This window comes from Achromobacter aloeverae (genome assembly GCF_004121055.1).
Lineage (GTDB): Bacteria > Pseudomonadota > Gammaproteobacteria > Burkholderiales > Burkholderiaceae_B > Bordetella_C > Bordetella_C aloeverae.
This window is the reverse complement of sequence record NZ_PYAL01000001.1, coordinates 655,501-674,927: the sequence shown is the minus strand read 5'-3', so window position 1 is coordinate 674,927 and position 19,427 is coordinate 655,501. Positions and strand designations below refer to the sequence as shown.

Annotated in this window: 19 protein-coding genes; 9 read left to right on the top strand and 10 right to left on the bottom strand. The window is 67.9% G+C overall.

Translation table 11 applies throughout. The features are described from left to right. Window positions 1–3: 3 nt before the first annotated feature. The gene (locus C7R54_RS02925) at window positions 4–987 is read right to left on the bottom strand and encodes a Bug family tripartite tricarboxylate transporter substrate binding protein (protein WP_129148677.1); all 984 of its coding nucleotides are present in this window, start codon (window positions 985–987) and stop codon (window positions 4–6) included. A 219-nt stretch (window positions 988–1,206) separates the two neighbouring features. Between C7R54_RS02925 and C7R54_RS02920 the strand changes: the two genes are divergently transcribed. Next, window positions 1,207–1,956, top strand: a complete 750-nt coding sequence (locus C7R54_RS02920) for an IclR family transcriptional regulator (protein ID WP_129148676.1) — start codon at window positions 1,207–1,209, stop codon at window positions 1,954–1,956. Between the two features lie 82 nt (window positions 1,957–2,038). Here the strand turns inward: C7R54_RS02920 and C7R54_RS02915 are convergent, their stop codons facing one another. From C7R54_RS02915 to C7R54_RS02905, 3 genes are all read right to left on the bottom strand, one after another. Then, the gene (locus C7R54_RS02915; protein WP_204524279.1) at window positions 2,039–3,082 is read right to left on the bottom strand and encodes a 2,5-dihydroxypyridine 5,6-dioxygenase NicX family protein; all 1,044 of its coding nucleotides are present in this window, start codon (window positions 3,080–3,082) and stop codon (window positions 2,039–2,041) included. Further along, the gene (locus C7R54_RS02910; protein WP_158021134.1) at window positions 3,079–3,909 is read right to left on the bottom strand and encodes an alpha/beta fold hydrolase; all 831 of its coding nucleotides are present in this window, start codon (window positions 3,907–3,909) and stop codon (window positions 3,079–3,081) included. Before C7R54_RS02910 ends, C7R54_RS02915 begins: the two co-directional genes overlap by 4 nt. A gap of 205 nt (window positions 3,910–4,114) precedes the next feature. After that, the gene (locus tag C7R54_RS02905; protein ID WP_129148674.1) at window positions 4,115–5,110 is read right to left on the bottom strand and encodes an aldo/keto reductase; all 996 of its coding nucleotides are present in this window, start codon (window positions 5,108–5,110) and stop codon (window positions 4,115–4,117) included. A gap of 124 nt (window positions 5,111–5,234) precedes the next feature. Between C7R54_RS02905 and C7R54_RS02900 the strand changes: the two genes are divergently transcribed. Then, window positions 5,235–6,140 (top strand): LysR family transcriptional regulator, encoded by a 906-nt coding sequence (locus C7R54_RS02900; protein WP_129148673.1) that lies wholly within the window; start codon window positions 5,235–5,237, stop codon window positions 6,138–6,140. A gap of 126 nt (window positions 6,141–6,266) precedes the next feature. On the opposite strand, the gene C7R54_RS02895 is transcribed toward C7R54_RS02900, so the two are convergent. Continuing rightward, window positions 6,267–7,244, bottom strand: coding sequence for a tripartite tricarboxylate transporter substrate binding protein (locus C7R54_RS02895; RefSeq protein WP_129148672.1), 978 nt, complete (start codon window positions 7,242–7,244; stop codon window positions 6,267–6,269). Between the two features lie 78 nt (window positions 7,245–7,322). Continuing rightward, entirely contained in the window at window positions 7,323–8,447 is a 1,125-nt protein-coding gene (locus C7R54_RS02890) for a muconate/chloromuconate family cycloisomerase (protein WP_129148671.1), read from the bottom strand. A gap of 100 nt (window positions 8,448–8,547) precedes the next feature. Here C7R54_RS02890 and C7R54_RS02885 point away from each other — a divergent pair, with 100 nt between their 5' ends. After that, window positions 8,548–9,528 (top strand): LysR family transcriptional regulator, encoded by a 981-nt coding sequence (locus C7R54_RS02885; protein WP_129148670.1) that lies wholly within the window; start codon window positions 8,548–8,550, stop codon window positions 9,526–9,528. Here the strand turns inward: C7R54_RS02885 and C7R54_RS02880 are convergent. The 3 genes from C7R54_RS02880 to C7R54_RS02870 all read right to left on the bottom strand — a co-directional run bounded on the left by C7R54_RS02880 (window position 9,506) and on the right by C7R54_RS02870 (window position 12,502). After that, window positions 9,506–10,318 carry a 2OG-Fe(II) oxygenase gene (locus C7R54_RS02880; RefSeq protein ID WP_129148669.1) on the bottom strand — a complete coding sequence of 271 codons (813 nt, stop codon included), beginning with the start codon at window positions 10,316–10,318 and terminating at the stop codon, window positions 9,506–9,508. The two genes, C7R54_RS02885 and C7R54_RS02880, sit on opposite strands and share 23 nt — an antisense overlap. A 101-nt stretch (window positions 10,319–10,419) precedes the next feature. Then, entirely contained in the window at window positions 10,420–10,863 is a 444-nt protein-coding gene (locus tag C7R54_RS02875; protein WP_129148668.1) for an I78 family peptidase inhibitor, read from the bottom strand. Window positions 10,864–11,032: 169 nt separating this feature from the next. Next, the gene (locus C7R54_RS02870; protein WP_129149416.1) at window positions 11,033–12,502 is read right to left on the bottom strand and encodes an MFS transporter; all 1,470 of its coding nucleotides are present in this window, start codon (window positions 12,500–12,502) and stop codon (window positions 11,033–11,035) included. Window positions 12,503–12,879: 377 nt separating this feature from the next. Here C7R54_RS02870 and C7R54_RS02865 point away from each other — a divergent pair, with 377 nt between their 5' ends. The 3 genes from C7R54_RS02865 to C7R54_RS02855 all read left to right on the top strand — a co-directional run bounded on the left by C7R54_RS02865 (window position 12,880) and on the right by C7R54_RS02855 (window position 15,981). Beyond that, window positions 12,880–13,779: a LysR family transcriptional regulator gene (locus C7R54_RS02865; RefSeq protein WP_192903573.1), complete on the top strand. Its 900-nt coding sequence runs from the start codon at window positions 12,880–12,882 to the stop codon at window positions 13,777–13,779. Window positions 13,780–13,900: 121 nt separating this feature from the next. After that, window positions 13,901–14,851: an alpha/beta hydrolase gene (locus tag C7R54_RS02860; RefSeq protein ID WP_129148666.1), complete on the top strand. Its 951-nt coding sequence runs from the start codon at window positions 13,901–13,903 to the stop codon at window positions 14,849–14,851. 113 nt (window positions 14,852–14,964) lie between these two features. Continuing rightward, window positions 14,965–15,981 (top strand): tripartite tricarboxylate transporter substrate binding protein, encoded by a 1,017-nt coding sequence (locus tag C7R54_RS02855; RefSeq protein WP_129148665.1) that lies wholly within the window; start codon window positions 14,965–14,967, stop codon window positions 15,979–15,981. 108 nt (window positions 15,982–16,089) lie between these two features. On the opposite strand, the gene C7R54_RS02850 is transcribed toward C7R54_RS02855, so the two are convergent. Further along, window positions 16,090–16,425 carry a thioredoxin family protein gene (locus tag C7R54_RS02850; protein ID WP_129148664.1) on the bottom strand — a complete coding sequence of 112 codons (336 nt, stop codon included), beginning with the start codon at window positions 16,423–16,425 and terminating at the stop codon, window positions 16,090–16,092. Window positions 16,426–16,644: 219 nt separating this feature from the next. On the opposite strand from C7R54_RS02850, the gene C7R54_RS02845 reads away from it, so the two are divergent. The 3 genes from C7R54_RS02845 (at window position 16,645) to C7R54_RS02835 (ending at window position 19,349) form a co-directional block, all read left to right on the top strand. Next, on the top strand, window positions 16,645–16,938 hold the full coding sequence (locus tag C7R54_RS02845; RefSeq protein WP_129149415.1) for a hypothetical protein: 294 nt from the start codon (window positions 16,645–16,647) through the stop codon (window positions 16,936–16,938). Then, complete coding sequence (locus C7R54_RS02840; RefSeq protein ID WP_129148663.1) at window positions 16,935–17,795, top strand: DUF72 domain-containing protein; 861 nt, start codon at window positions 16,935–16,937, stop codon at window positions 17,793–17,795. The genes C7R54_RS02845 and C7R54_RS02840 overlap by 4 nt, the downstream gene beginning before the upstream one ends. Before the next feature lie 177 nt (window positions 17,796–17,972). Further along, window positions 17,973–19,349: a lytic murein transglycosylase gene (locus C7R54_RS02835; protein WP_129148662.1), complete on the top strand. Its 1,377-nt coding sequence runs from the start codon at window positions 17,973–17,975 to the stop codon at window positions 19,347–19,349. Window positions 19,350–19,427 lie beyond the last annotated feature (78 nt).

Here is a 19,427-nt window from a genome sequence, read left to right as displayed (position 1 = left end):
GTCTCAGTCTTCGAGCGAAATCTTCGAACGCGCGATCACGTCTTTCCACAGCGCGGTCTCCGCCGCCTGCCGCTTCACGACCTCCTCGGGCGTGCTGGATGCGGCCTCGACGCCGACCGCGCCCAGGCGTTCCTTGACTTCCTTGGACGACATCGTCTTGGCGATTTGCGGCACCACCTTGTCGATGACGTTCCTGGGGACCCCCTTGGGCGCGTAGAGCGCGAACCAGGTCACGGCCTCGAACCCCGGCAGCACGGTTTCCGCAAGGGTGGGGACGTTGGGCAGGGCTTCGGACCGCTTCGCCGTCGTGACGGCCAGCGCCTTCAACTTGCCCGCCTTGATGTACGACAGCACGGCGGGGCCCTGTTCGATCGCCATGACGACCCGTTCCGAGATCAGATCCACCACCATCGGCGAACTGCCCTTGTATTGCACGGGAAAGAGATCGAGGCCGGCGCGCTGCTTGAACAGCTCCATGAACACATGTTGCGACGTACCGGCTCCCGCGGACCCGTAGCCGTACTTGCCGGGATGCTGCTTCAGGAACGCGATCAGTTCCTGGATCGTGTTGACCGGCAGCGAGGCCGGCACCACCACGTAGGAGGGATTGAAGCCCAGGATGGAGACCGGTTCGATCTTCTGGTAGACGGTGTCCATGCGCTTGCTGAGCAGGGGCAGCACGGAAAACATCGACGACGCACCGATGAGCATTGTGTAGCCGTCGGGCGCGGCCCGCGAAACGTAGTCGGCCCCGATGATGCCCGAGGCGCCCGCCCGGTTGTCCACGATGACGGACTGGCCCATTTCACCGAGGCCGGCGGCCACGGAGCGCGCGTACAGGTCGGTGGCGCCGCCGGGCGGATACGGCGCGACGATGGTGATCGGTTTGTCGGGGAACGTTTGCGCGTAGGAGGAAGAGGAAGCGCCGACCAGGCAAAGTCCACAGGCCAGGCTCGCGAAGCGTTTTTTCCAACGGTGGTCAAGCATGGTTAATACCCCTCGGGAGTTATAGGAGAAGTCCAGGAAGAACGCTGGGAGGGCAACGTCCGGAAGCAAGGGCAAAAAGCAAGGCCAGCGAGCAGGAAGCAGGCAGCGAGGCCGTGGATCCGGTGGTGCGATAATCAACGTTCTGTCTAGAAGAATCGTATTCTGCAGAACGGTACGCTACAATGTCAACTAGGACATGCACTAGATCGAGTCAAATCAATGTCGGAAGAACCGGAAAGCGACACCAAGGCTGGCGGCGTTGCGGCAGTGGAGCGGGCGATCGCGATATTGAACGCCTTCCATGCGGGCGACAGTTCCCTGTCGCTCAACGAGATCGCGCGGCGAACGAAGATGTACAAGAGCACGATCCTGCGGCTCCTGACCTCCCTGGTCCAGGAGCATTGCATCGTGCGCCTGGACGACGGCACCTACCAGCTGGGGTCCATGCTCTTGCACTGGGGCGGGCTGTATCAATCGGCCTTGCGCCTGGACGACCACGTGCCGCCCATCCTGCGCCGGCTGGTGCAGGAGACGGAGGAAGGCGCGTCCTTCTTCACGCGCGAAGGCGACCATCGCGTCTGCCTTTTCCGCGTGGATTCGCCGCGTTCCATTCGCGACCATATCCGCACCGGAGACCTGGTGCCGCTCGACAAGGGCGCGGCCGGACGCGTGCTGACCGCGTTCGACCCGTCCATGACGCCTGCGTCAAGGATGCCGGAGCAGCCCTACATCATTACGGTGGGGGAGCGCGAGCCGGATATCGCCGCGATTGCGGCGCCCGTGTTCGGTCCGCAGAAAAACCTGCGCGGGGCGCTGGCCCTGTCCGGACCGGCCGCCCGCTTTTCGGCGGAGCTGCTGCCGTCGATGTCGGCGCGCCTGCTGGCGGCGGCGGCCGACCTGACGCGCCGGCTGGGCGGGGATACCGCCGCCTTCGATACCTGGCAGGAGAAAACGCGGTCCGCCGCCTGAGGCGCGACGGCCCGCTGGACCCGCGCGTCGTTCATGCCCGGCGTCCAGCCTTGCAGGATGGGGCCGGCGGCATGCGCCTGGGTCAGGCGTGGCGGTCCACGCGCATCGCCGGATGGACGACCTCGCCGTCCTCCAGGATCCGTTCGCCGTCCAGCCACAGGCTGCAGCGGCGCATGGGCAGGTCCAGGTGGCAGGCGGTGTCGTTATCGCCCCCCACCTCCAGGTTGGGTCCCAGGGAGAAAAGCACGTTGCCGTAGAAGGACAGCGCGTTCATCACGTGCTCGGTGGACAGTTGGCGGGAGACCGAGAACTGGTACCAGCGCGCCTTTTCGTTCAGGCCCCAGCCGATATGGGAAATGGCATAGGCGCGGTCGTCATCGAAGCTCTTGATGTAGCTGTCGATCAGGTGCGCGTCGACGCCGCTGCCGGAAATGTCGATGACCTTGCCATCCTTGATTTTCAAGGTGACTGGAGACTCGACGTATTTCTTGAAGGCGCAGAGGATGTCCCCCGGCTGCAGGACGACGGTGCCGTTGACGCCGCCATCGTTGCCCTGCGTGAACGAAAAGCCGGAAGGGAAATGGTCCCAGCGGCCTCGTTCGTTCGTGTAGCCGTATTCCGAAATCACGGGATATTGGCCCAGCTGGTACGTCACGTCGGTGCCGGCCTCGGACGTGAAGCGCAATTCCTTCGCCTTTTCCAGCAGGTCCTTGGCGTATTCGACGCGACGTTTCAGGTCCTCCGTGGGGAACATCTGCCGGAGGACGTGGAAGGGTTCCATCACGCGCAGGATGCGCGCGCCGGCGGCCTGGATCTCCGCCTGTTCGCGCGAGAACAGCAGGCCCACCATGTCGATGACCATGTCGGCCGATTTCAGCGTGCGCATGGCCAGTTCGTTGCCGACCAGGGGATGGCGCCCTTGCACGCCAACGGCGTTCTTCTGCCCGCGCCGCACGTTCAGGTTGAAGGTGGTCGCCCCCAGGGCCTGGATCGCCGCCATGAAGGCCGCGGCGTTGTCCTGCCATTCGTCGTCGGCGGTCAGCACGACCACCGTTTCGCCGGGCTTGACGCCGCATAGCGCCATTTCTTTGGTGAACAGTTCCAGTACTTCCGCATCGACTTTCAATCGCGGTTCCTCGCTAGGGTCTGACGATGTCGGGCAAGGATATCGCCCAACGCGGGTTTAAAGGCGGCGAAATCCTCGGCCTGCATCTGGTGGCCGACGCCGGGCAGGCGGGTGACGTACAAGTCATCGCGCAATTGGCGCAACTCGGCGATGTCGGCATCCGAGACGACGCCGCCCGTTCCCGCGCAAAGCAGGGCCAACGGTTCTTGCGTCCGCGCGATGTCGGCGTAGATATCTTCGCCGTGGAAATCGTCATAGGTGACGTGCACCGCGCGCTCGTCGCAGGTGCACAGCCATTCGGCGCGCAGCCCTTGCAGGACGTCCGGCCATGGCGCGGCGCCGCTGCGTTGCATGAATTCCAATGCCTCGCCTCGATGGGCGGCCTGCAACAGTCCCAGGGTTCTCGCCTTCGGCACCGGGTAGGCGCGACGGCCGGGACCGCTGGTGGGGGGATCGACCAGCACCAGCGCGCCGAACAGGCCTGGCGCCAGCGTGGCCGCGCGCAGCGCGATTCTCGCGCCCATGGAATGGCCGACGACGATGGGGGCGTGCAGCGCGGCCGCCTCGACGAACGAAGTCACGTCCTGCGCGCATGCGCCGACCCCGTAGTCCAGGTGCGGACCGGCCTCGGACAGGCCGCGCCCTCGCACGTCAAGAATGTAGCAGTCGTAGTCCTCCGATAACCACTCCCCGACGTGGCGCCAGAGGATGGCCGGGCTGACGATGCCGGGGACGATGAGCACGCTGGGACCTGGACCGGCCAGATGCAGGTAATGCTGCCGTATCCCGTTGGCGCGCAGGTGCGCTCCCTTGCTTCGATCGTTCACATTCCCTCCTTGCATGGCGCGCTCACGGGCGGAGCGGCGCGCTCGCCCCCTTGCAGCGCCGGGGCAGGATGCAAGGGGGTGCGTAGAACAGAACGTTATTCTACCAATCAGAACGAGAAAGAGAACCTTAGGGCTTACCCGGTGCCCGGCATCGCCGGGCTCCGGCCGCCGACACGCCGTCGCCAGGCGGCGAAGGGATCGGGCCTTACTTCTGCGCCATGGCCGCCAACGCCGCGGGATAGCGGCTGCCGGAGACGTTTTCGGGCGCGAAGGTCTCGTCCAGGCGGGCGCGGTCGGCGGCGTCGAGCCGGACGTCCACCGCGGCGACATTCTGCTCCAGGTGCGGGATGCGCTTGGCGCCCGGAATGGGGATGATGTCCTCGCCTTGGGCCAGCACCCAGGCCAGGGCGATCTGCGCGGCGGTGACGCCCTTGGCCGCCGCCATGTCCTCGATGACCCGCACCAGTTCCCGGTTGACTTGCGCGTGTTCGGGCTGGAAGCGCGGGAGGCTGCGGCGGAAATCACCCTCGGACAACTCGGCCACCGGCGCCAGCTTGCCCGTCAGGAAACCGCGTCCCAGCGGGCTGAAGGGCACGAAGGCCACGCCCAGCTCGCGGCAGGCGTCGAGCACGCCATTGCTCTCCACGTCGCGCGTCCACAGCGAATATTCGCTTTGCAGCGCGGCGATGGGGTGCGTGGCATGGGCGCGGCGCAGCGTCTCGGCCGAGACCTCGGACAGGCCGATGGCCCGCACCTTGCCCTGTTCGACCAGCCGCGCCATCGCGCCCACGGTGTCCTCGATGGGCACCGCGGGGTCGACACGATGCAGGTAGTACAGGTCGATCACGTCGGTTTGCAGCCGGCGCAGGGACGCTTCGGCAACCGCCCGGGCATTTTCGGGGCTGCCGTCGGTACCCGTGATTTCGCCGAAATCCGTCCGTTCCTGGCGATAGGTGAAGCCGAACTTGGTGGCGATGACGACCTGGTCGCGCTTCGCCTTCAAGGCCTTGCCCAGCAGGATTTCATTGCGCAGCGGCCCATAGACTTCGGCGGTGTCGAAGAAATTGACGCCGAGGTCCAGTGCCCGGTCGAGGGTGGCCAGCGACGCCGATTCGTCCTGCTGGCCGTAGGCATGGCTCAGGCCCATGCAGCCCAGGCCCACGGCCGAGACCTGGAATTGTGCGAGTGTGCGCTGTTGCATGGTGCTAGCTCCTTGGAAATGGAAAAGGTGAGAACGACAAGGTGGGAACAACGCCATGGTAAGGAATCCCGATTGATTCGATAATCCATGTAATCGAGATAACCTTGATCTATTGGATAGAACAATGAACCGGACGCAAACCTCGCAACTCATGGTCTTCGTCAGCGTCGCGGAACTGGGCAGTTTCCGGCGCGCGGCCGAGCGCCTCGGCATCGCGCCTTCGGCGGTGAGCCATGCCGTCTCGACGCTGGAAGACAGCCTGGGCGTACGGCTGCTGGCCCGCACGACGCGCGCGACGCGGCCGACGGAGGAGGGGGCCCGCCTGCTGTCCCGGGTCACCGAGCCTTTTGCCGATATCACGGCCGCGTTGCAAGACGCGGCGGAACAGGGCGATGCGCCATCCGGCCCCCTGCGCGTCACCATGGCCTTGTCGGTGGCGGAGGACCTGATCCTGGGGCGTTTGCCGGCTTTCTGCGCGCGGTATCCGGGTATCGAGCTGGACCTTCGCGCCGACGACAACTTCGAGGACATCATCAAGAGCGGCTGCGACGCGGGGGTGCGGCTGGGGGAAAGCCTGCACGCGGATATGATCGCCGTGCCCGCCAGCGGTCCGCAGCGCAGCCTGATCGTCGCCACGCCCAGGTATTTCGCCGCGCATCCGGCGCCACGGCATCCGCGGGACCTGGCCCAGCACAACTGCATCCGGCGCCGCTTCAGCAGCGGGCGCGTCTATCGCTGGGAATTGAAGAAGGGACGCAAGGCCTACAACGTCGACGTGCGGGGCAACCTGATCCTGCCCCAGCAAAGCGCCATGCGGCGCGCGGCGCTGGACAGCCTGGGGCTGGCCTTCCTGTTCGAGCACACCATCGCCGAGGACCTCAAGGCGGGGCGCCTGGTTGCCGTGATGGAGGACTGGTGCCCGTCGTTCGACGGCTTCTATATCTACTATCCGTCGCGCCGGCAGATGCGTCCGGCCTTGCGCGCCTTCCTGGCCTTCTTCCGGGCCGAGGCGCCGTCCTGGCGCGCGTGATGCCGGGTATCTCGCACCAGGCCAAGCGCCAGGCGCCGGCGCCGCAAAGCCGACGGCCGGCGCCCTGGGGCGCCGGCCATCAGTCGCCGGATGCCTGCCCGGCGTGTCTTTGCGGTGCTGCTGGCGTTATTGGATCTTGATGCCGCGTTCTTTCACCAGCACGGCCCACTGCGAGGTTTCCTTGGCCAGGTGGGCTCGCAATTCGTCGGGGGTGCTGCCGACCGGTTCCGCGCCGATGGAGTCCAGCGTGTCCTTGACCTTCGGATCGGCCATCGCCTCGCGCATCGACGTGTTGAGCTTCTGCACGATTTCCGGCGGCGTGCCGGCCGGAGCGAAAGCGCCGAACCAGGGCAGCAATTCATAGCCGGGCAGGCCGGCCTCGGCCACCGTCGGCACATCGGGCAGGGCCGAGGAGCGCTTGGACGGGGTGACCGCCAGCGCGCGCAGCTTGCCGGCCAGGATGTGGGGCTTGGCCGACGTGATGCTGTCGAACATGTAGTCGACCTGGCCGCCCAGCAGGTCGGCCATCGCGGGGCCGCTGCCCTTGTAGGGCACGTGCAGCATGTCGACTTGCGCCATCGACGCGAACAGCTCCCCCGCCAGGTGGATGGAGGTGCCGACGCCGGCCGACGCGTAGGTGTAGCGTCCGGGCTTGGCCTTGGCCTGCGCGATGACGTCGGCCACGCTGTGCACGTCGTTGCGCTGGGGATTGGTCACCAGCACGTTGGGAACGATGGCCAGCAGGGAGATCGGCGCGAAGTCCTTCTGGGGGTCGTAGTTCATGTCGTGGTACAGCGCGGGATTCACGGCCATGCCGTTGGCCGCGATCATGATGGTGTAGCCATCGGGCGCCGCGCGCGCCACCGTCGATGCTCCGATATTGCCGCCCGCGCCGGGGCGGTTCTCGACGATGAACGAGGTGCCCAGCTTGCGGCCCATGGCCTCGGCCAGCGTGCGCGCGATGGCGTCCATGGCGCCGCCCGGCGGGAAGGGAACCACCCACTTGACGGGCCGTTCGGGGTAGCCCGCGGCGTGGGCGCCGGCCGCGCCCAGGAGAAAGCCGGCGGCCAGCATGGCGCGCGCGAGAACTCGGGTAATACGCATGGAAGTCTCCTATGTCCTTGTTCTGTCCTGCCCGGGCACGGCCCGGGTGGTAAATCGGGGTAGCCAGCGCGCCGGGATTTATCCCTTGCGGCTGTAGAACGCCAGCTTGTCCTCGTCCAGCATCAGCCCCAGCCCCGGTCCGGCCGGCACGTGCATGGCGAAATCCTCGTAGCGCGGCGGATTGGCCACGATGTCGTCCTTGAGCAGCAGGGGCCCGAAAAGCTCCGTGCCCCAGGCCATGGTGGGCAGGGCGCGGAACGCGTGCGCCGACGCTACCGAGCCGATGGAGCCTTCCAGCATGGTGCCGCCATACAAGGCCATGCCGGCCGCGTCGCCGACGGCGGCGCAGCGCAGCACGCCGTGCAGGCCGCCCGACTTGGCGATCTTCAGGGCCAGCACGTCGGCCGCGCCCAGGCGGGCCAGCTCCAACGCGTCCTCGGGCGTGGCCACTGCCTCGTCCGCCATGATGGGGACGACGAAGCGCGCGGCCAGGCGCGCCATGCCGGCGCGGTTCTCGCGGGCGATAGGCTGTTCGATCAGGTCCACGCCGGCGGCCTCCAGGCGGGCGATGGCGCCGGCGGCGTCGGCTTCGTTCCAGGCCTGGTTGACGTCCACGGTGACGCGCGCGCGTTCGCCCAACGCGGTCTTGATGCTTGCCACGTGGCGCACGTCGTCGGCGATGGCGCGCCGGCCTATCTTCAATTTGAACGTGTCGTGCCGGCCGGCGGCCAGCAGGGCCTGCGCTTCGTCGATATCGCGCGCCGTGTCGCCACTGGCCAGCGTCCACAGCACGGGCAGGGCATCGCGCACATGGCCGCCCAGCAGCGCCGACACCGGCACGCCCAGGCGTTTGCCCTGGGCGTCGAGCAGGGCGGTTTCCAGCGCGGACTTGGCGCAGCGGTTGCCGCGCGCGACCTTGTCCAGGCGGTGCAGGGCAGCATTGACGTTGCCGGCATCCTGGCCCACCAGGGCCGGGGCCAGGTAAGTGTCGATGGCCAGCTTCATGCCCTCGGGGCTTTCCTCGCCGTAGGCCAACCCGCCTATGGTGGTGGCCTCGCCCAGCCCTTCGATGCCGTCGCTGGCGCGCAGGCGCACGATGACCAAAGTCTGCTTCTGCATGACGGTCATGGCCAGCTGGTGGGCGCGGATGGTGGGCAGATCGACCAGGAGGGTCTCGATCGACACGATAGTGGGCGTAGGCATACCTGAAACGAGCGTAATCATGAATAGCCGCAGTATTGCCCTGGAAAGGGAGGGCGTCCAAGACTATATTGGTTGGCGTCCATACTTTTGAGGTATAGCCATGGAGTTCAGGCACCTGCGTTATTTCCAGGCGCTGGCGCGCGAGGGCAGTTTTACCCGGGCGGCCGCCGCGCTGCATATCGCGCAGCCCCCGCTGTCGCGCCAGATCCGCCAGCTGGAGGAAGAGCTGGGCGTGAGCCTGGTCGAGCGGGGCACCCGCGGACTGAAGCTGACCGAGGCGGGGCGCTTCTTCTATGAGCAATCCCTGCAGTTGAGTGCGCGCCTGGACGAAATCGTGGTCGGCACGCGGCGCCTGGGCGCGCATGCGGCCCGCTGGTTCGGCATCGGCTTCGTGCCGTCCACCTTGTCCGGGTTCGTGCCTGAATTGATACGCCATTTGCGACAGGCGGACGCGCGGGTCGAGGTGGGGCTGAGCGAGATGACCACCTTGCCGCAGATAGAGGCCTTGAAGAGCGGCCGCATCGACCTGGGCATCGGCCGCATCCCCTTCGACGATCCGGCCATCGAGCGCCGCGTGTTGATGGACGAGCCGCTGGTGGCCGTCCTGCCGCTGCAGCATCGACTGGCCGCGCGCAAGCGGCTGACGGTGGCCGAACTCGCGGAGCAGCCTTTCGTCCTTTATCCGGCGCGGCCGCGGCCGAACTACGGCGACCACGTGATGGGCCTGTTTCGCGCGGCGGGCCACCAGCCCGTGGTCGTGCAGGAGGCCAATGAGCTGCAGACGGCGCTGGGCCTGGTCGCGGCGGGCCTGGGCTTGACGGTGGTGCCGGCCAGCGTGCAGCGGTCGCTGCGCGCGGATCTGCTCAGCCTGCCCATCGCCGCCGGGCCGCCCCACGATGAAAACGCCTTTCCGGAGGGTAGCAGGCACAAGGCGCGCGGCGTGGGGGCTCTTCCATCATTCACGTCGCCGGTGATACTCAGCTGGCGTCGGGGCGACGCGTCGCCGTTCCTGGCGCAGGCCATCGCCGCGGCGGAGCAATTGGCGCGCGCCCCTGGGCTCAGGCGGCGTCGTGGAAAATGATGCCCAGCGTGTAGCGGCTTCCCGCGCGCACCCGGCTGACGCCGTGGCGCAGCTTCACCCGATAGTCGCCGCGCGTGCCGGCCACGGGGCGTTCGTTGACGGCGAACACCACCGCGTCGCCCTGGCGCAGATCGACAACCTCCACGCGCGACTGCTGGCGCGGCCGTTGTTCGGTAAGGACGAACTCCCCGCCTTCGAAGTCGCGGCCGGGTTCGGAGAGCAGCACCGCCACCTGCAAGGGGAAGACGTGTTCGCCGTAGAGATCCTGGTGCAGGCAGTTGTAGTCGCCCGCGCCGTAGCGCAGGATCAAGGGCGTGGGTCGTGTCTGCCCGGCGGCATGGCAGGCCTCCAGGAACTCGGCATGGGCCGCCGGGTAGCGCGCGTCGCTGCCCAGGCGGGCATTCCAGGCGTTGGCGATGCCGACCAGCCTGGGATAGAACGCCAGGCGCAGCGCCGCCACCAGGTCCGGCAGGGGGTAGGCGAAGTACTGATATTCGCCGCGGCCGAAGCCATGCCGCTGCATCACGATGCGGCTGCGATAGCGCGGCTGGCCGGGGGGGCCGCTGTCGTCGTAGGCGGCGCTCAGCGCATCGCACATCGCGGGCGTCAGCAGGCGGTCGATGATCGCGCAGCCGCCCGCGTCCAGATCCCGAGCCAGGCGGGCGTCATCCACGCGTGCCAGGCGTTCGGCGAGCGGAGCGGGGACGGGGGCGGGGACGGAGACAGGCAAGGGGTCGGCCCAGGGTTGGGCCGGGGGAAGAGGCAGGTTCAGCGGTAAATTGGCAGGCATGCCTTGCATGATGCGCCCGGCGCCGCGCCCCGGCACTCCGGTTATTGCGGCGCGGCCCGGCGGCGGCCCGTAACCGTAAGGGTGATCGGGTGATCGGGCGATCAACCGCAACGCAAGGCGGTCAGCGCGTTGTTCTTGTCCGTGATCAGGTTGATGCGGGTCGGATCGTATTCCATGGTCATCACCTGGCCAGGCTTGAGCACCCGTACCTTGGCGGAATGCGATCCCGTGCGAGCCTGCTCCGTCGTCTCGTTGGTGAGCGTCTTGCCTATCATGTTCTGCACGGGCTGGGCGTCGCAACTGACCCGCGCGCCGCCGGTGGCCGCGCCGCCATAGCCGCTACCGCCGTAGCTGCCGCCCCCGTAGCTGCCGCCCCCATACGTGCTGCCGCCGCCATAGCTGCCGGCGCCGGTCGAACTACTGGCGCTGCTCGAACTACTGGCACTGCTCGAACTACTATCGCTGGTCGACGAAATAGTGTCGTTGTTGTGGGCGCAGGCGGTCAGCCCGGCGATTAGGAAAACGGCGGTGAACTTCCAGTTCATGCATACCTCGGCTTGCGTGAGTCGACACGAATTCCGATCATAGACCAAGGTTTGCATCCACAGGTTCCGGGGAGTACAAGTCGTCGCAACTTGACAATAACGCCCATATCGAATCGCGTACCGCCGGCCCGGCGCCCCGCCGGCAGGGCCGGTCGCCATCCTGCGCGGCCTATTCCGCCCCCAGGGGCGTGGCGATTTCCTCCAGCGGCTTGCGTTCCGCGTCCACGCCGTGGCGCAAGGCCAGCCCGCCCGCGACGATCACCAGCGCGGCGGCCGCCAGGTAGCCGCCCGCCAGGTCGGCCCGGGTGCCGGTCTCGATCAGGTATCCGAACAAGGCCGGGCCGGCCACCCCGCCCACGCCCGTACCCACGGCATAGAAGATCGAGATCGCCAGCGCCCGCGTTTCCAGCGGGAATACCTCGCTGACGGTCAGATAGGCCGAGCTGGCGGCCGCCGACGCCAGGAAGAACACCGCCGACCAGCACAAGGCCAGGCCATCGGCCCCCAGCCATCCGCGCAGGAATACCCAGGCCGTCGCCGCCAGGGCCAGCCCCGAGCAGACATAGGTCACGGCGATCATGCGCCGGCGCCCAACCCGGTCGAACAGGGGGCCGAGCGCCAGCGGGCCCAGCACGTTGCCCAGCGCGAAGGGAAAGACGTACAGCGCCACGCGCTCCCCGGATACGCCCATGTAGCGGGTCAGCACCAGCGCATAGGTAAAAAAGATGGCGTTGTAGAAAAACGCCTGCGACACCATCAGGGCCAGCGCCACCGCGCTGCGCCGCCGGTATCGCCGCAGCAGGACGCGCGCGACGTCGCGCAGGCTGGCGCCGGCATGGCGATGGAAGGTAATGCTGCCGTGCGCGGGCGGCAGGTCGCCGTGCCGGACGCGCACGTGCGCCTCGACGGCGTCGACGACACGCCGCGCCTCGTCGGCGCGTCCATGCGAGAGCAGCCAGCGTGGGCTTTCCGGCACGTCGCGCCGGACCAGCAGGATCGCCAGCGCGAGTACCGCACCCAGGCCGAAGCCCGCGCGCCAGCCCAGCGCCGGCCCCAATACCCGGGGGTCCAGCAGCAGCAGGCTCAGGCCCGCGCCCAGGGCGGCGCCCAGCCAGAAGCTGCCGTTGATGGCCAGGTTGACGCGGCCGCGCACGCGGGCGGGTATCAGCTCGTCGATGGCCGAATTGATGGCGGCATATTCGCCGCCTATGCCCAGCCCGGTGGCGAAGCGGCAAACCGCGAAGAAGACGAAACCCTGGGAAAACGCGGTCGCCAGCGTGGCCGCCATGTAGATGCCCAGCGTGAGCAGGAACAGTCTCTTGCGTCCCAGGCGGTCCGCCAGGCGGCCGAATCCCAGGGCGCCGATCACCGCGCCGGCGATGTACAGCGATCCGGCCCAGCCGACCTCGGTCGCCGACAGGGCCAGCGTGTCGGCGCGTTGCAGCACGCCGCCGATGGACCCGACCAGGGTCACTTCCAGGCCGTCCAACACCCAGGCCACGCCCAGCGCCAGCGTGATGCGCCAGTGCCAACCCGACCAGGGCAGCCGGTCGAGGCGGGCGGGGATGTCGCTGGTGATGCTGTCCGGTGGCGGCTCCGGGCCTTGGTTCACCTGGGTGGGAGGCGGTAGGCGGTTCATGCTGGCGATGGGCGGGGGGCGATCCATGCTGGCGGAGAGCCGGAGTGCGGCGTCTTCCTTGTTTTCCGTAGGCGGTTCGGCGGTTCGGCGGTCCGGCGGTCCGGCAGTCCGGCAGTCCGGCAGTCCGGCGGTCCGGCAGTCGGCTGCCAGGTGCCGCGGGCCGCGGGCCGCGCCCGGCCCGCAAGTTCCGCGCCCGTCGCCGTGGTCCGTCCCATCGCCATCCGCGTTCCCACCGCCGCCGGGCCCTGTCCCGCGAGCGTCCCGGCCCTGCCGTCGACGAGCGCTGCTGCGCTAATATGGCCGCAGCCTGGATCCGAGGCCGCGCCCGGGCGCCGCGCGACAGGCGCGCGGACCGCGGGCATCTCCGGGTAGACCCCATGCTCGACCTGAACGAATTCCTGACGTTTTCGGCCATCGCCGATACCAAGAGCTTCTCCCGGGCGGCGGAAAAGCTGGGCATCTCCAAGGCGCTGGCGAGCAAGCACATGGCCGATCTGGAGCGATCGCTGGGCGTCAGGCTGCTGCACCGCACCACCCGCAAGCTGGGCCTCACGCCGGCCGGCGAGCTGTTTCACGATCGCTGCCGCCAACTGATCGCCCACGCCGAGGACGCCCGCCACGAAATCGAGCAATTCCGCAGTTCGCCGGGCGGGCACATCCGCATCAGCTCCGCCATGACCTTCGGCCGGCGCCATCTGCTGCCGGCCATCGCGCGTTTCCTGGCGCGCTATCCCGAGGTATCGGTCGACGTGGACCTGAGCCAGCAGTTTCCCGACCTTATCACCGGCGGCGCCGACGTGGTCATCCGGCAGGCCGACGAACCGGTGCTGCTGTCGCTGGTCGCCCGGCGGCTGGCGCCGATGCGCATGGTCGCCTGCGCCAGCCCGGCCTACCTGGCGCGCCGCCCGGCGCCCCTCACGCCGGCCGACCTGGCGGCGCACAACTGCCTGGTCTACTTCGCCAATGCGCGGGGGGAGTGGACCTTCCAGGGACCGGACGGCGATTGCGCGGTCAAGCCCAAGGGGAATTTCAAGGCCAACAGCGCCGACGCCGTGGTGGAGGCCGCGCTCGCGGACCTGGGCATCGCCGTGGTGCCGACGTTCGCGGCCAGCGAGGCCTTGCGCGATGGCAGGCTGCGGCGCGTGCTGGCGGACTATCGCCTGCCGGAGCGGGCGCTCTATGCCGCCTATCTGCCCAATCCCACCATGGCGCATTGCACCAGGTTGTTCGTCGATTTCCTGGTGGCGCAATTCGGCGAACAGCCCTATTGGGATTGACCCGCGCGAATTGACGCGCGCGGACGGCCCGTGAACAGTCTGTTCATCGATAGGCATTGAATCGCCGCGCGCCGGCGCTCAACATCGCAAGCTTCAAACGCAGACGATGAGAGGTCGATTCATGTCATCAGCAGCATCCGCGCACGACGCCCTGGGCGGCACCAACGCCGTGACCTGGCATGGCGGCGAGGAACACTGGACCCGGCGCGACGACGTCGACCTGTTCCTCTGGCACAAGCCGGCCGCCGCCGGCGTGCCGCATGCCGGCACGATATTCTTCGTGCACGGCTCGTCCATGGCCTCGCAGCCCACGTTCGATCTCAGCGTCCCGGGACGGCCCGATTCCTCGGCCATGGACTGGTTCGCCGCGCGCGGCTTCGACACCTGGTGCATGGACAACGAGGGCTATGGCCGTTCCAGCAAGCATCGGCCCGTCAATTCCGACATTGCCAACGGCGCGCTGGACCTGGCCGCCGGCAGCGCGTACATCCTGGCGCGCGCGCGGGATACGCGCCTGCACATGTACGGTATTTCCTCGGGCGCGCTGAAGGCGGCGCTGTTCGCGCAGCAGTATCCGGAACGGGTGGCGCGCCTGGCGCTGGATGCCTTCGTCTGGACCGGGGAGGGCAGCCCCACGCTGGCGCAGCGCAAGCAGCGCCTGCCGGAATTCATCGCCAGGAATCGCCGGCCCATCGATCGCGCCTTCGTGCAAAGCATCTTCACGCGCGACCATCCCGGTTGCGCCGACGACAACACCGTGTCCGCCTTCGCCGACGCCATCCTGTCGCTGGACAACTCCATGCCCACCGGCACCTACGTCGACATGTGCTCCAGACTGCCGCTGGTCGATCCCGCGAAGATCGACCTGCCGGTCATCGTCATGCGGGGCGAATACGACGGCATCGCCTCATTCGAAGACCTGATGGCCTTCTTCGCCCGGCTGCCGAACACTTTCAAGCAGTTCACGGTGATGCCGGGCATCTCGCACGCCAGCTTCCAACAGAAGAACTACTACATGGTCTATCACATCCTGCATGCGTTCTACACGCAGCCGGACCCGGTCTACCGCTAGGACCGGACAGGAGCCCGGACCACCGGGCCGCGTGGAGAAGAAGGGCGAGTCCGGACCACCGGGCCGGGCCTGGGCGTCCGTCGGCGACCAGGCGGAAAAACGAGGAGACGAGGATGCGACTTTGCTTTGCAGGCGCTGTTGTCCGCGCCGTTCGTTCCTGGGCTGTCCTGCTTGCCTGCGGCGTGCTGCCCGCCGTTCCTGTCCATGCGCAGGGGCCCGTGCAGGCGGGTCCATACCCCAGCGCGCCCATCCGCCTGATCGTCCCGTTCGCCCCGGGCGGCTTCACCGATGTGGTGGCGCGCCTGCTTGGCGACAAGCTGGGCGCCGCGCTGGGCCAGCCGGTGGTGGTCGAGAACCGCGTGGGCGCCGGGTCGACCATAGGCACGGACTACGTCGCCAAGGCGCCGGCCGACGGCTACACGCTGGTGCTGATCTCCACCACCCATGTTATCGCGCCGTGGCTGTACAAGACGCTGCCGTACGACCCCATCAAGAGCTTCGCGCCCGTCGCCAAGCTGGTGGACAGCCCCTACGTGCTGGTGACCAATCCGCAGAAGGTGCCGGCCGCCAGCGTCGGCGAATTGATCGCGCTGGCCAAGTCCAGGCCCGGGCGGCTCGATTATGCGTCTTCCGGCAATGGCAGCAGCCAGCACCTGGCGGCGGCACTGTTCGCCAGCATGGCGGACCTGCAGCTGATGCACGTGCCTTACCGCGGCAGCGGCCAGGCGCTGGCGGACATCATGGGCGGCCAGGTCTCGATGGGATTCCTGGGCGTCACCGCGGCCTTGCCGCAGATACGGGCCGGGCGCCTGCGCGCGCTGGCGGTCACCACGATGCAACGGTCGCCGGACCTGCCCGACGTGCCTACCCTGGACGAGGCGGGACTGAAGGGTTATGAGGCCACGATCTGGCTGGGCCTGCTCGCGCCCGCCGGCACGCCGCCGGAGGTGGTGCGGCGCCTGCACGACACCACCGACCAGGTCATGCGGACCGAGGACGCACGCAAGGCGCTGGCCACGGCGGGGTTGACGCTCAGCCTGGGCAGTTCGGCGGAGTTCGGCCAGCTGTTGGAAAGCGAATCGGCCAAATGGGGCAAGGTGGTGAAGCAGACGGGGGCGACGGTGAACTGACCGGGGCAATGGCGTGGACCTGACGTGGGTAGCCGCACGTTGCGGCGCACGGCGGCGGCGCGCATGCCGCCGCCGCGTGCGCCGGGGTCGGCGTCGCGGGAACGGGGTCTAAGGCAGGGTCGCGGGATAGCTGTCCAGCGCCAGCGCGATCTGGCGGCGGATATCCCACATCTGCAGGGAAGCCTGCACCGCGCCATAGAAGACGCCGTCGCGCACCACGAACATGGCCGGCAGGTGGAAGACTTCGTAGCGCTGCACCAGGCCGCCGTTCTCCCCCGCATCTATCCAGCACAGGCGCTGGACTTGAAGGTCCATTCTGGGCAGTTGCTCGCGCGCCAGCTTGCAGTTGGCGCAGGTGCGGCTATGGAAGACGACCAGCGACAGGCCGGGCGCGTCCAGCAGAAAACGATCGGCGGTGCCGTCGTTGAGTTCGATTTCTTCCATCCGGCGTATATCCTTGCTTGCGTCCCAGGCGGCGGCGCATCGACAGGCCCGCATGTTAGCGCGGGCGAGCGGCGGCGGCCACGGGTGCCGATCTCATGGCGCATCCTGAGCAGCCCGGCGTGGGCAGTCGATGGCAGCCCGATGGCAGCCCGCGGCGGGCATGCTTCCTGCTGAGCAGGGCCATCCCGGGCCATCCCGGATCCATGCCGCGTGACATCCATGCAATCCGACAGTTTTTTCACGTCCCTGGGCAATACCTTCGGCGAGGTCATCCGCACCATCGTCGGCGCCCTCAAGTACGTCCTGGGCGGCTTCGGCCACGCTATCGGGGAGTTTTCCGGCGGCCTGGCGCGCGCCTTGGGAATGAACCCGACCCTGTTCAACTTCGCGCTGCTTATACTGGGACTTTTGCTGCTATGGGCCGCCATCGGCGCCCTGGTCCGGCGATCCCTGCTCGGTTTTGTTTTCTGGGTGGTGCTGGCGGTATTGGTTCTGGGGGCCTTGATCGAATGACGACGGCATCTGCATCGAAGAAGGCGCACCCGCCGGCCCACGGCGTTCGCGTCGGCATAGGCGGCTGGAACTACGCCCCCTGGCGGGGCGTGTTCTATCCCGACGGCGTGCCGCAGAGCCGCGAACTGGAATACGCCAGCGCCCATGTCACCGCCATCGAAATCAACAGCACGTATTACGGCACGCAAAAGGCCGCCTCGTTCGCCCGCTGGCGCGACGCGACGCCCGCGGATTTCGTCTTTACCCTGAAAGCCAGCCGCTATGCCACGCATCGTCGCGTGTTGACCGAGGGCGCGGCGTCGATCGGCCGTTTCCTGGAAAGCGGCATCACGGAACTCGGCGCGAAACTGGGTCCTATCCTGTGGCAGTTCGCGCCAACCAAGGCTTTCGACGCCGAGGACCTGGAGGGCTTTCTCGATCTATTGCCGACGCGGCAGGACGGTGTCCTCTTGCGCCACGCCCTGGAGGTCCGCCACGACAGCTTCCTCGATCCCGCCTATCTCGCGCTGGCGCGCAAATACAAGGTGGCCACGGTCTACACGGACAACCCCAAATTTCCCTCCATGGCGGACCTGACGGCGGATTTCGTCTACGCCCGCCTGATGTGCGCCAACGCGCGGCTGCGCGCCGGCTATCCGCCGCGCGAACTGGACGCCTGGGCCGCCCATGCGCGCACGTGGGCGGCCGGCGGCACGCCGGAAGCATTGCCGCGGGTCGACGCGAGGCGCGCGTCCGGCGCGCCGTCGGGCAAGCAGGGCGTCGCGCAGCGTGACGTCTATCTCTATTTCATCAACGGCGCCAAGGAAAAAGCCCCCGCGGCCGCCATGGCCCTGCTTGAACGCCTGGAGAAGCAGTAGGCCCGGGAGCGCCCAGGCCCGAGCTCCCGCGGCCGGCTCCTGGCTCCTCCGCCACTTTGCCCGGCCCGCGTCGCCAGGCACTGCCGTGCCATTGCCCCGCCATTGCCCGTCCTGCACCTTGGTACCATAAGGTCCGCTCAACCATAAGGCCCATTCAACCGGTACGCCTGGATCCTCATGCCCGCTGCTACGCCTTCGTCCCGCCATCCGTTTTCCTTGCGCTGGTCGCGCTTGCTGGTCCTCGCCGGCCTGGGCGCCGGGGTGGCCGTGTCCCATTCCGTGCTGGCACAGACCGGCGCCCCCGCGCTGCGTCCCGTTCCCGCCGACAGCCCGCCCGCGCCTATCCTGGCTCCCCAGGCGACGCCGCCGGCGCCCGAACAGGACCGGGATGCCTCCGCCTGCCTGGCCAGGCTGCGCACGGACGCGCCGGCCAACGGCATCAGCGTGGCCGACTTCGACCGCTATACCCAGGGCTCCAAGCTGCTGGCAGCCACGGTGTCCGCCGCCAAGGCGCAGCCCGAGAGCAAGGAGTATTGGTGGGACTACATCGCCAAGACCGTCGATGACCAGCGCGTGGCCGAGGGCCAGGCGGTATTGCAGAAATACGCGCCGCAACTGGCCAATATCGACCAGACCTATCAAATCGACAGCGAACCCCTGGTGGCCATCTTCGGCATCGAGACCAACTACGGCACCCAGTTTGGCAAGGTGGACGTGCTCGATGCGTGGCTGACGCGCGCCTGCACCGAGCAGAAGCCCTTGTGGACCAAGAACGTCTATGCCTCGGCGCGCCTGCTGCGTGACGGCGTCGTGCAGCGCGAGAACTTCATCGGGTCCTGGAGCGGCGCGTTCGGGATGACGCAATTCATTCCGACGTCTTTCTACGAACTGGCGGCCGATGGCGATGGCGATGGTCGCATCGACCTCTACAACTCTCTGCCCGATGCGCTGGCGTCCACGGCCAATCACCTGCTCAAGCGCAAGGCCAGGTGGACGCGCGGCCTGCCGCCGGTGGTCGAGGTGAAGCTGCCCGGCGCGCTGGCCGCGGCCTTGCCGCAGACGCCCGACGTCGAAATCATGAATCCGCAGGACCGGCGCACCTTGGCGCAATGGTCCACGGCGGGCGTCACCCTGGCCGACGGCAAGCCCTTGAGCAGCGTGCGCAGCGGGCCGCCCTGGGCAGGGGTGCCTGCCTATATCTTCGCGCCGACGGGTGCGCGCGGCCCGGTATTCCTGGCGACCAACAATTTCGACGCCATCCTGCATTACAACCAGGCGCGCAAGTACGCGTTGGCGGTCAGCCTGTTGACCAATCGCCTCAAGGGCGACGGGCCGCTGGTGACGCCATGGCCCACCGACGACCCTGGCCTGTCGCGCGCGCAGATCAAGCAGTTGCAGCAATTGCTGGCGGCGCGTGGCTACGACGTCGGCACGCCGGACGGCATTCCGGGCAGCCGCACGCGCGAGGCCGTGTCCGCCGAGCAGGCGCGCCTGGGCTTGCCGCAAGATGGCCGCCCGGGTAGCCGGATACTGAAGGCGCTGCAAGCGCAGTAAGAAGAAGGTCCCACAGCGAGGCCCCACAGCGAGGTCGCCAGCGAGGCCCACAGCGAGGTCCCGCAAGCGCTGTGGGAA

What these genes read in the sequence shown, in the direction of transcription:
- C7R54_RS02925 (WP_129148677.1), bottom strand. Translation starts at nt 987, where the DNA reads ATGCTTGACCACCGTTGGAAAAAACGCTTCGCGAGCCTGGCCTGTGGA.
- C7R54_RS02920 (WP_129148676.1), top strand. Translation starts at nt 1,207, where the DNA reads ATGTCGGAAGAACCGGAAAGCGACACCAAGGCTGGCGGCGTTGCGGCA.
- C7R54_RS02905 (WP_129148674.1), bottom strand. Translation starts at nt 5,110, where the DNA reads ATGCAACAGCGCACACTCGCACAATTCCAGGTCTCGGCCGTGGGCCTG.
- C7R54_RS02900 (WP_129148673.1), top strand. Translation starts at nt 5,235, where the DNA reads ATGAACCGGACGCAAACCTCGCAACTCATGGTCTTCGTCAGCGTCGCG.
- C7R54_RS02895 (WP_129148672.1), bottom strand. Translation starts at nt 7,244, where the DNA reads ATGCGTATTACCCGAGTTCTCGCGCGCGCCATGCTGGCCGCCGGCTTT.
- C7R54_RS02890 (WP_129148671.1), bottom strand. Translation starts at nt 8,447, where the DNA reads ATGCCTACGCCCACTATCGTGTCGATCGAGACCCTCCTGGTCGATCTG.
- C7R54_RS02885 (WP_129148670.1), top strand. Translation starts at nt 8,548, where the DNA reads ATGGAGTTCAGGCACCTGCGTTATTTCCAGGCGCTGGCGCGCGAGGGC.
- C7R54_RS02880 (WP_129148669.1), bottom strand. Translation starts at nt 10,318, where the DNA reads ATGCCTGCCAATTTACCGCTGAACCTGCCTCTTCCCCCGGCCCAACCC.
- C7R54_RS02875 (WP_129148668.1), bottom strand. Translation starts at nt 10,863, where the DNA reads ATGAACTGGAAGTTCACCGCCGTTTTCCTAATCGCCGGGCTGACCGCC.
- C7R54_RS02870 (WP_129149416.1), bottom strand. Translation starts at nt 12,502, where the DNA reads ATGAACCGCCTACCGCCTCCCACCCAGGTGAACCAAGGCCCGGAGCCG.
- C7R54_RS02865 (WP_192903573.1), top strand. Translation starts at nt 12,880, where the DNA reads ATGCTCGACCTGAACGAATTCCTGACGTTTTCGGCCATCGCCGATACC.
- C7R54_RS02860 (WP_129148666.1), top strand. Translation starts at nt 13,901, where the DNA reads ATGTCATCAGCAGCATCCGCGCACGACGCCCTGGGCGGCACCAACGCC.
- C7R54_RS02855 (WP_129148665.1), top strand. Translation starts at nt 14,965, where the DNA reads ATGCGACTTTGCTTTGCAGGCGCTGTTGTCCGCGCCGTTCGTTCCTGG.
- C7R54_RS02850 (WP_129148664.1), bottom strand. Translation starts at nt 16,425, where the DNA reads ATGGAAGAAATCGAACTCAACGACGGCACCGCCGATCGTTTTCTGCTG.
- C7R54_RS02845 (WP_129149415.1), top strand. Translation starts at nt 16,645, where the DNA reads ATGCAATCCGACAGTTTTTTCACGTCCCTGGGCAATACCTTCGGCGAG.
- C7R54_RS02840 (WP_129148663.1), top strand. Translation starts at nt 16,935, where the DNA reads ATGACGACGGCATCTGCATCGAAGAAGGCGCACCCGCCGGCCCACGGC.
- C7R54_RS02835 (WP_129148662.1), top strand. Translation starts at nt 17,973, where the DNA reads ATGCCCGCTGCTACGCCTTCGTCCCGCCATCCGTTTTCCTTGCGCTGG.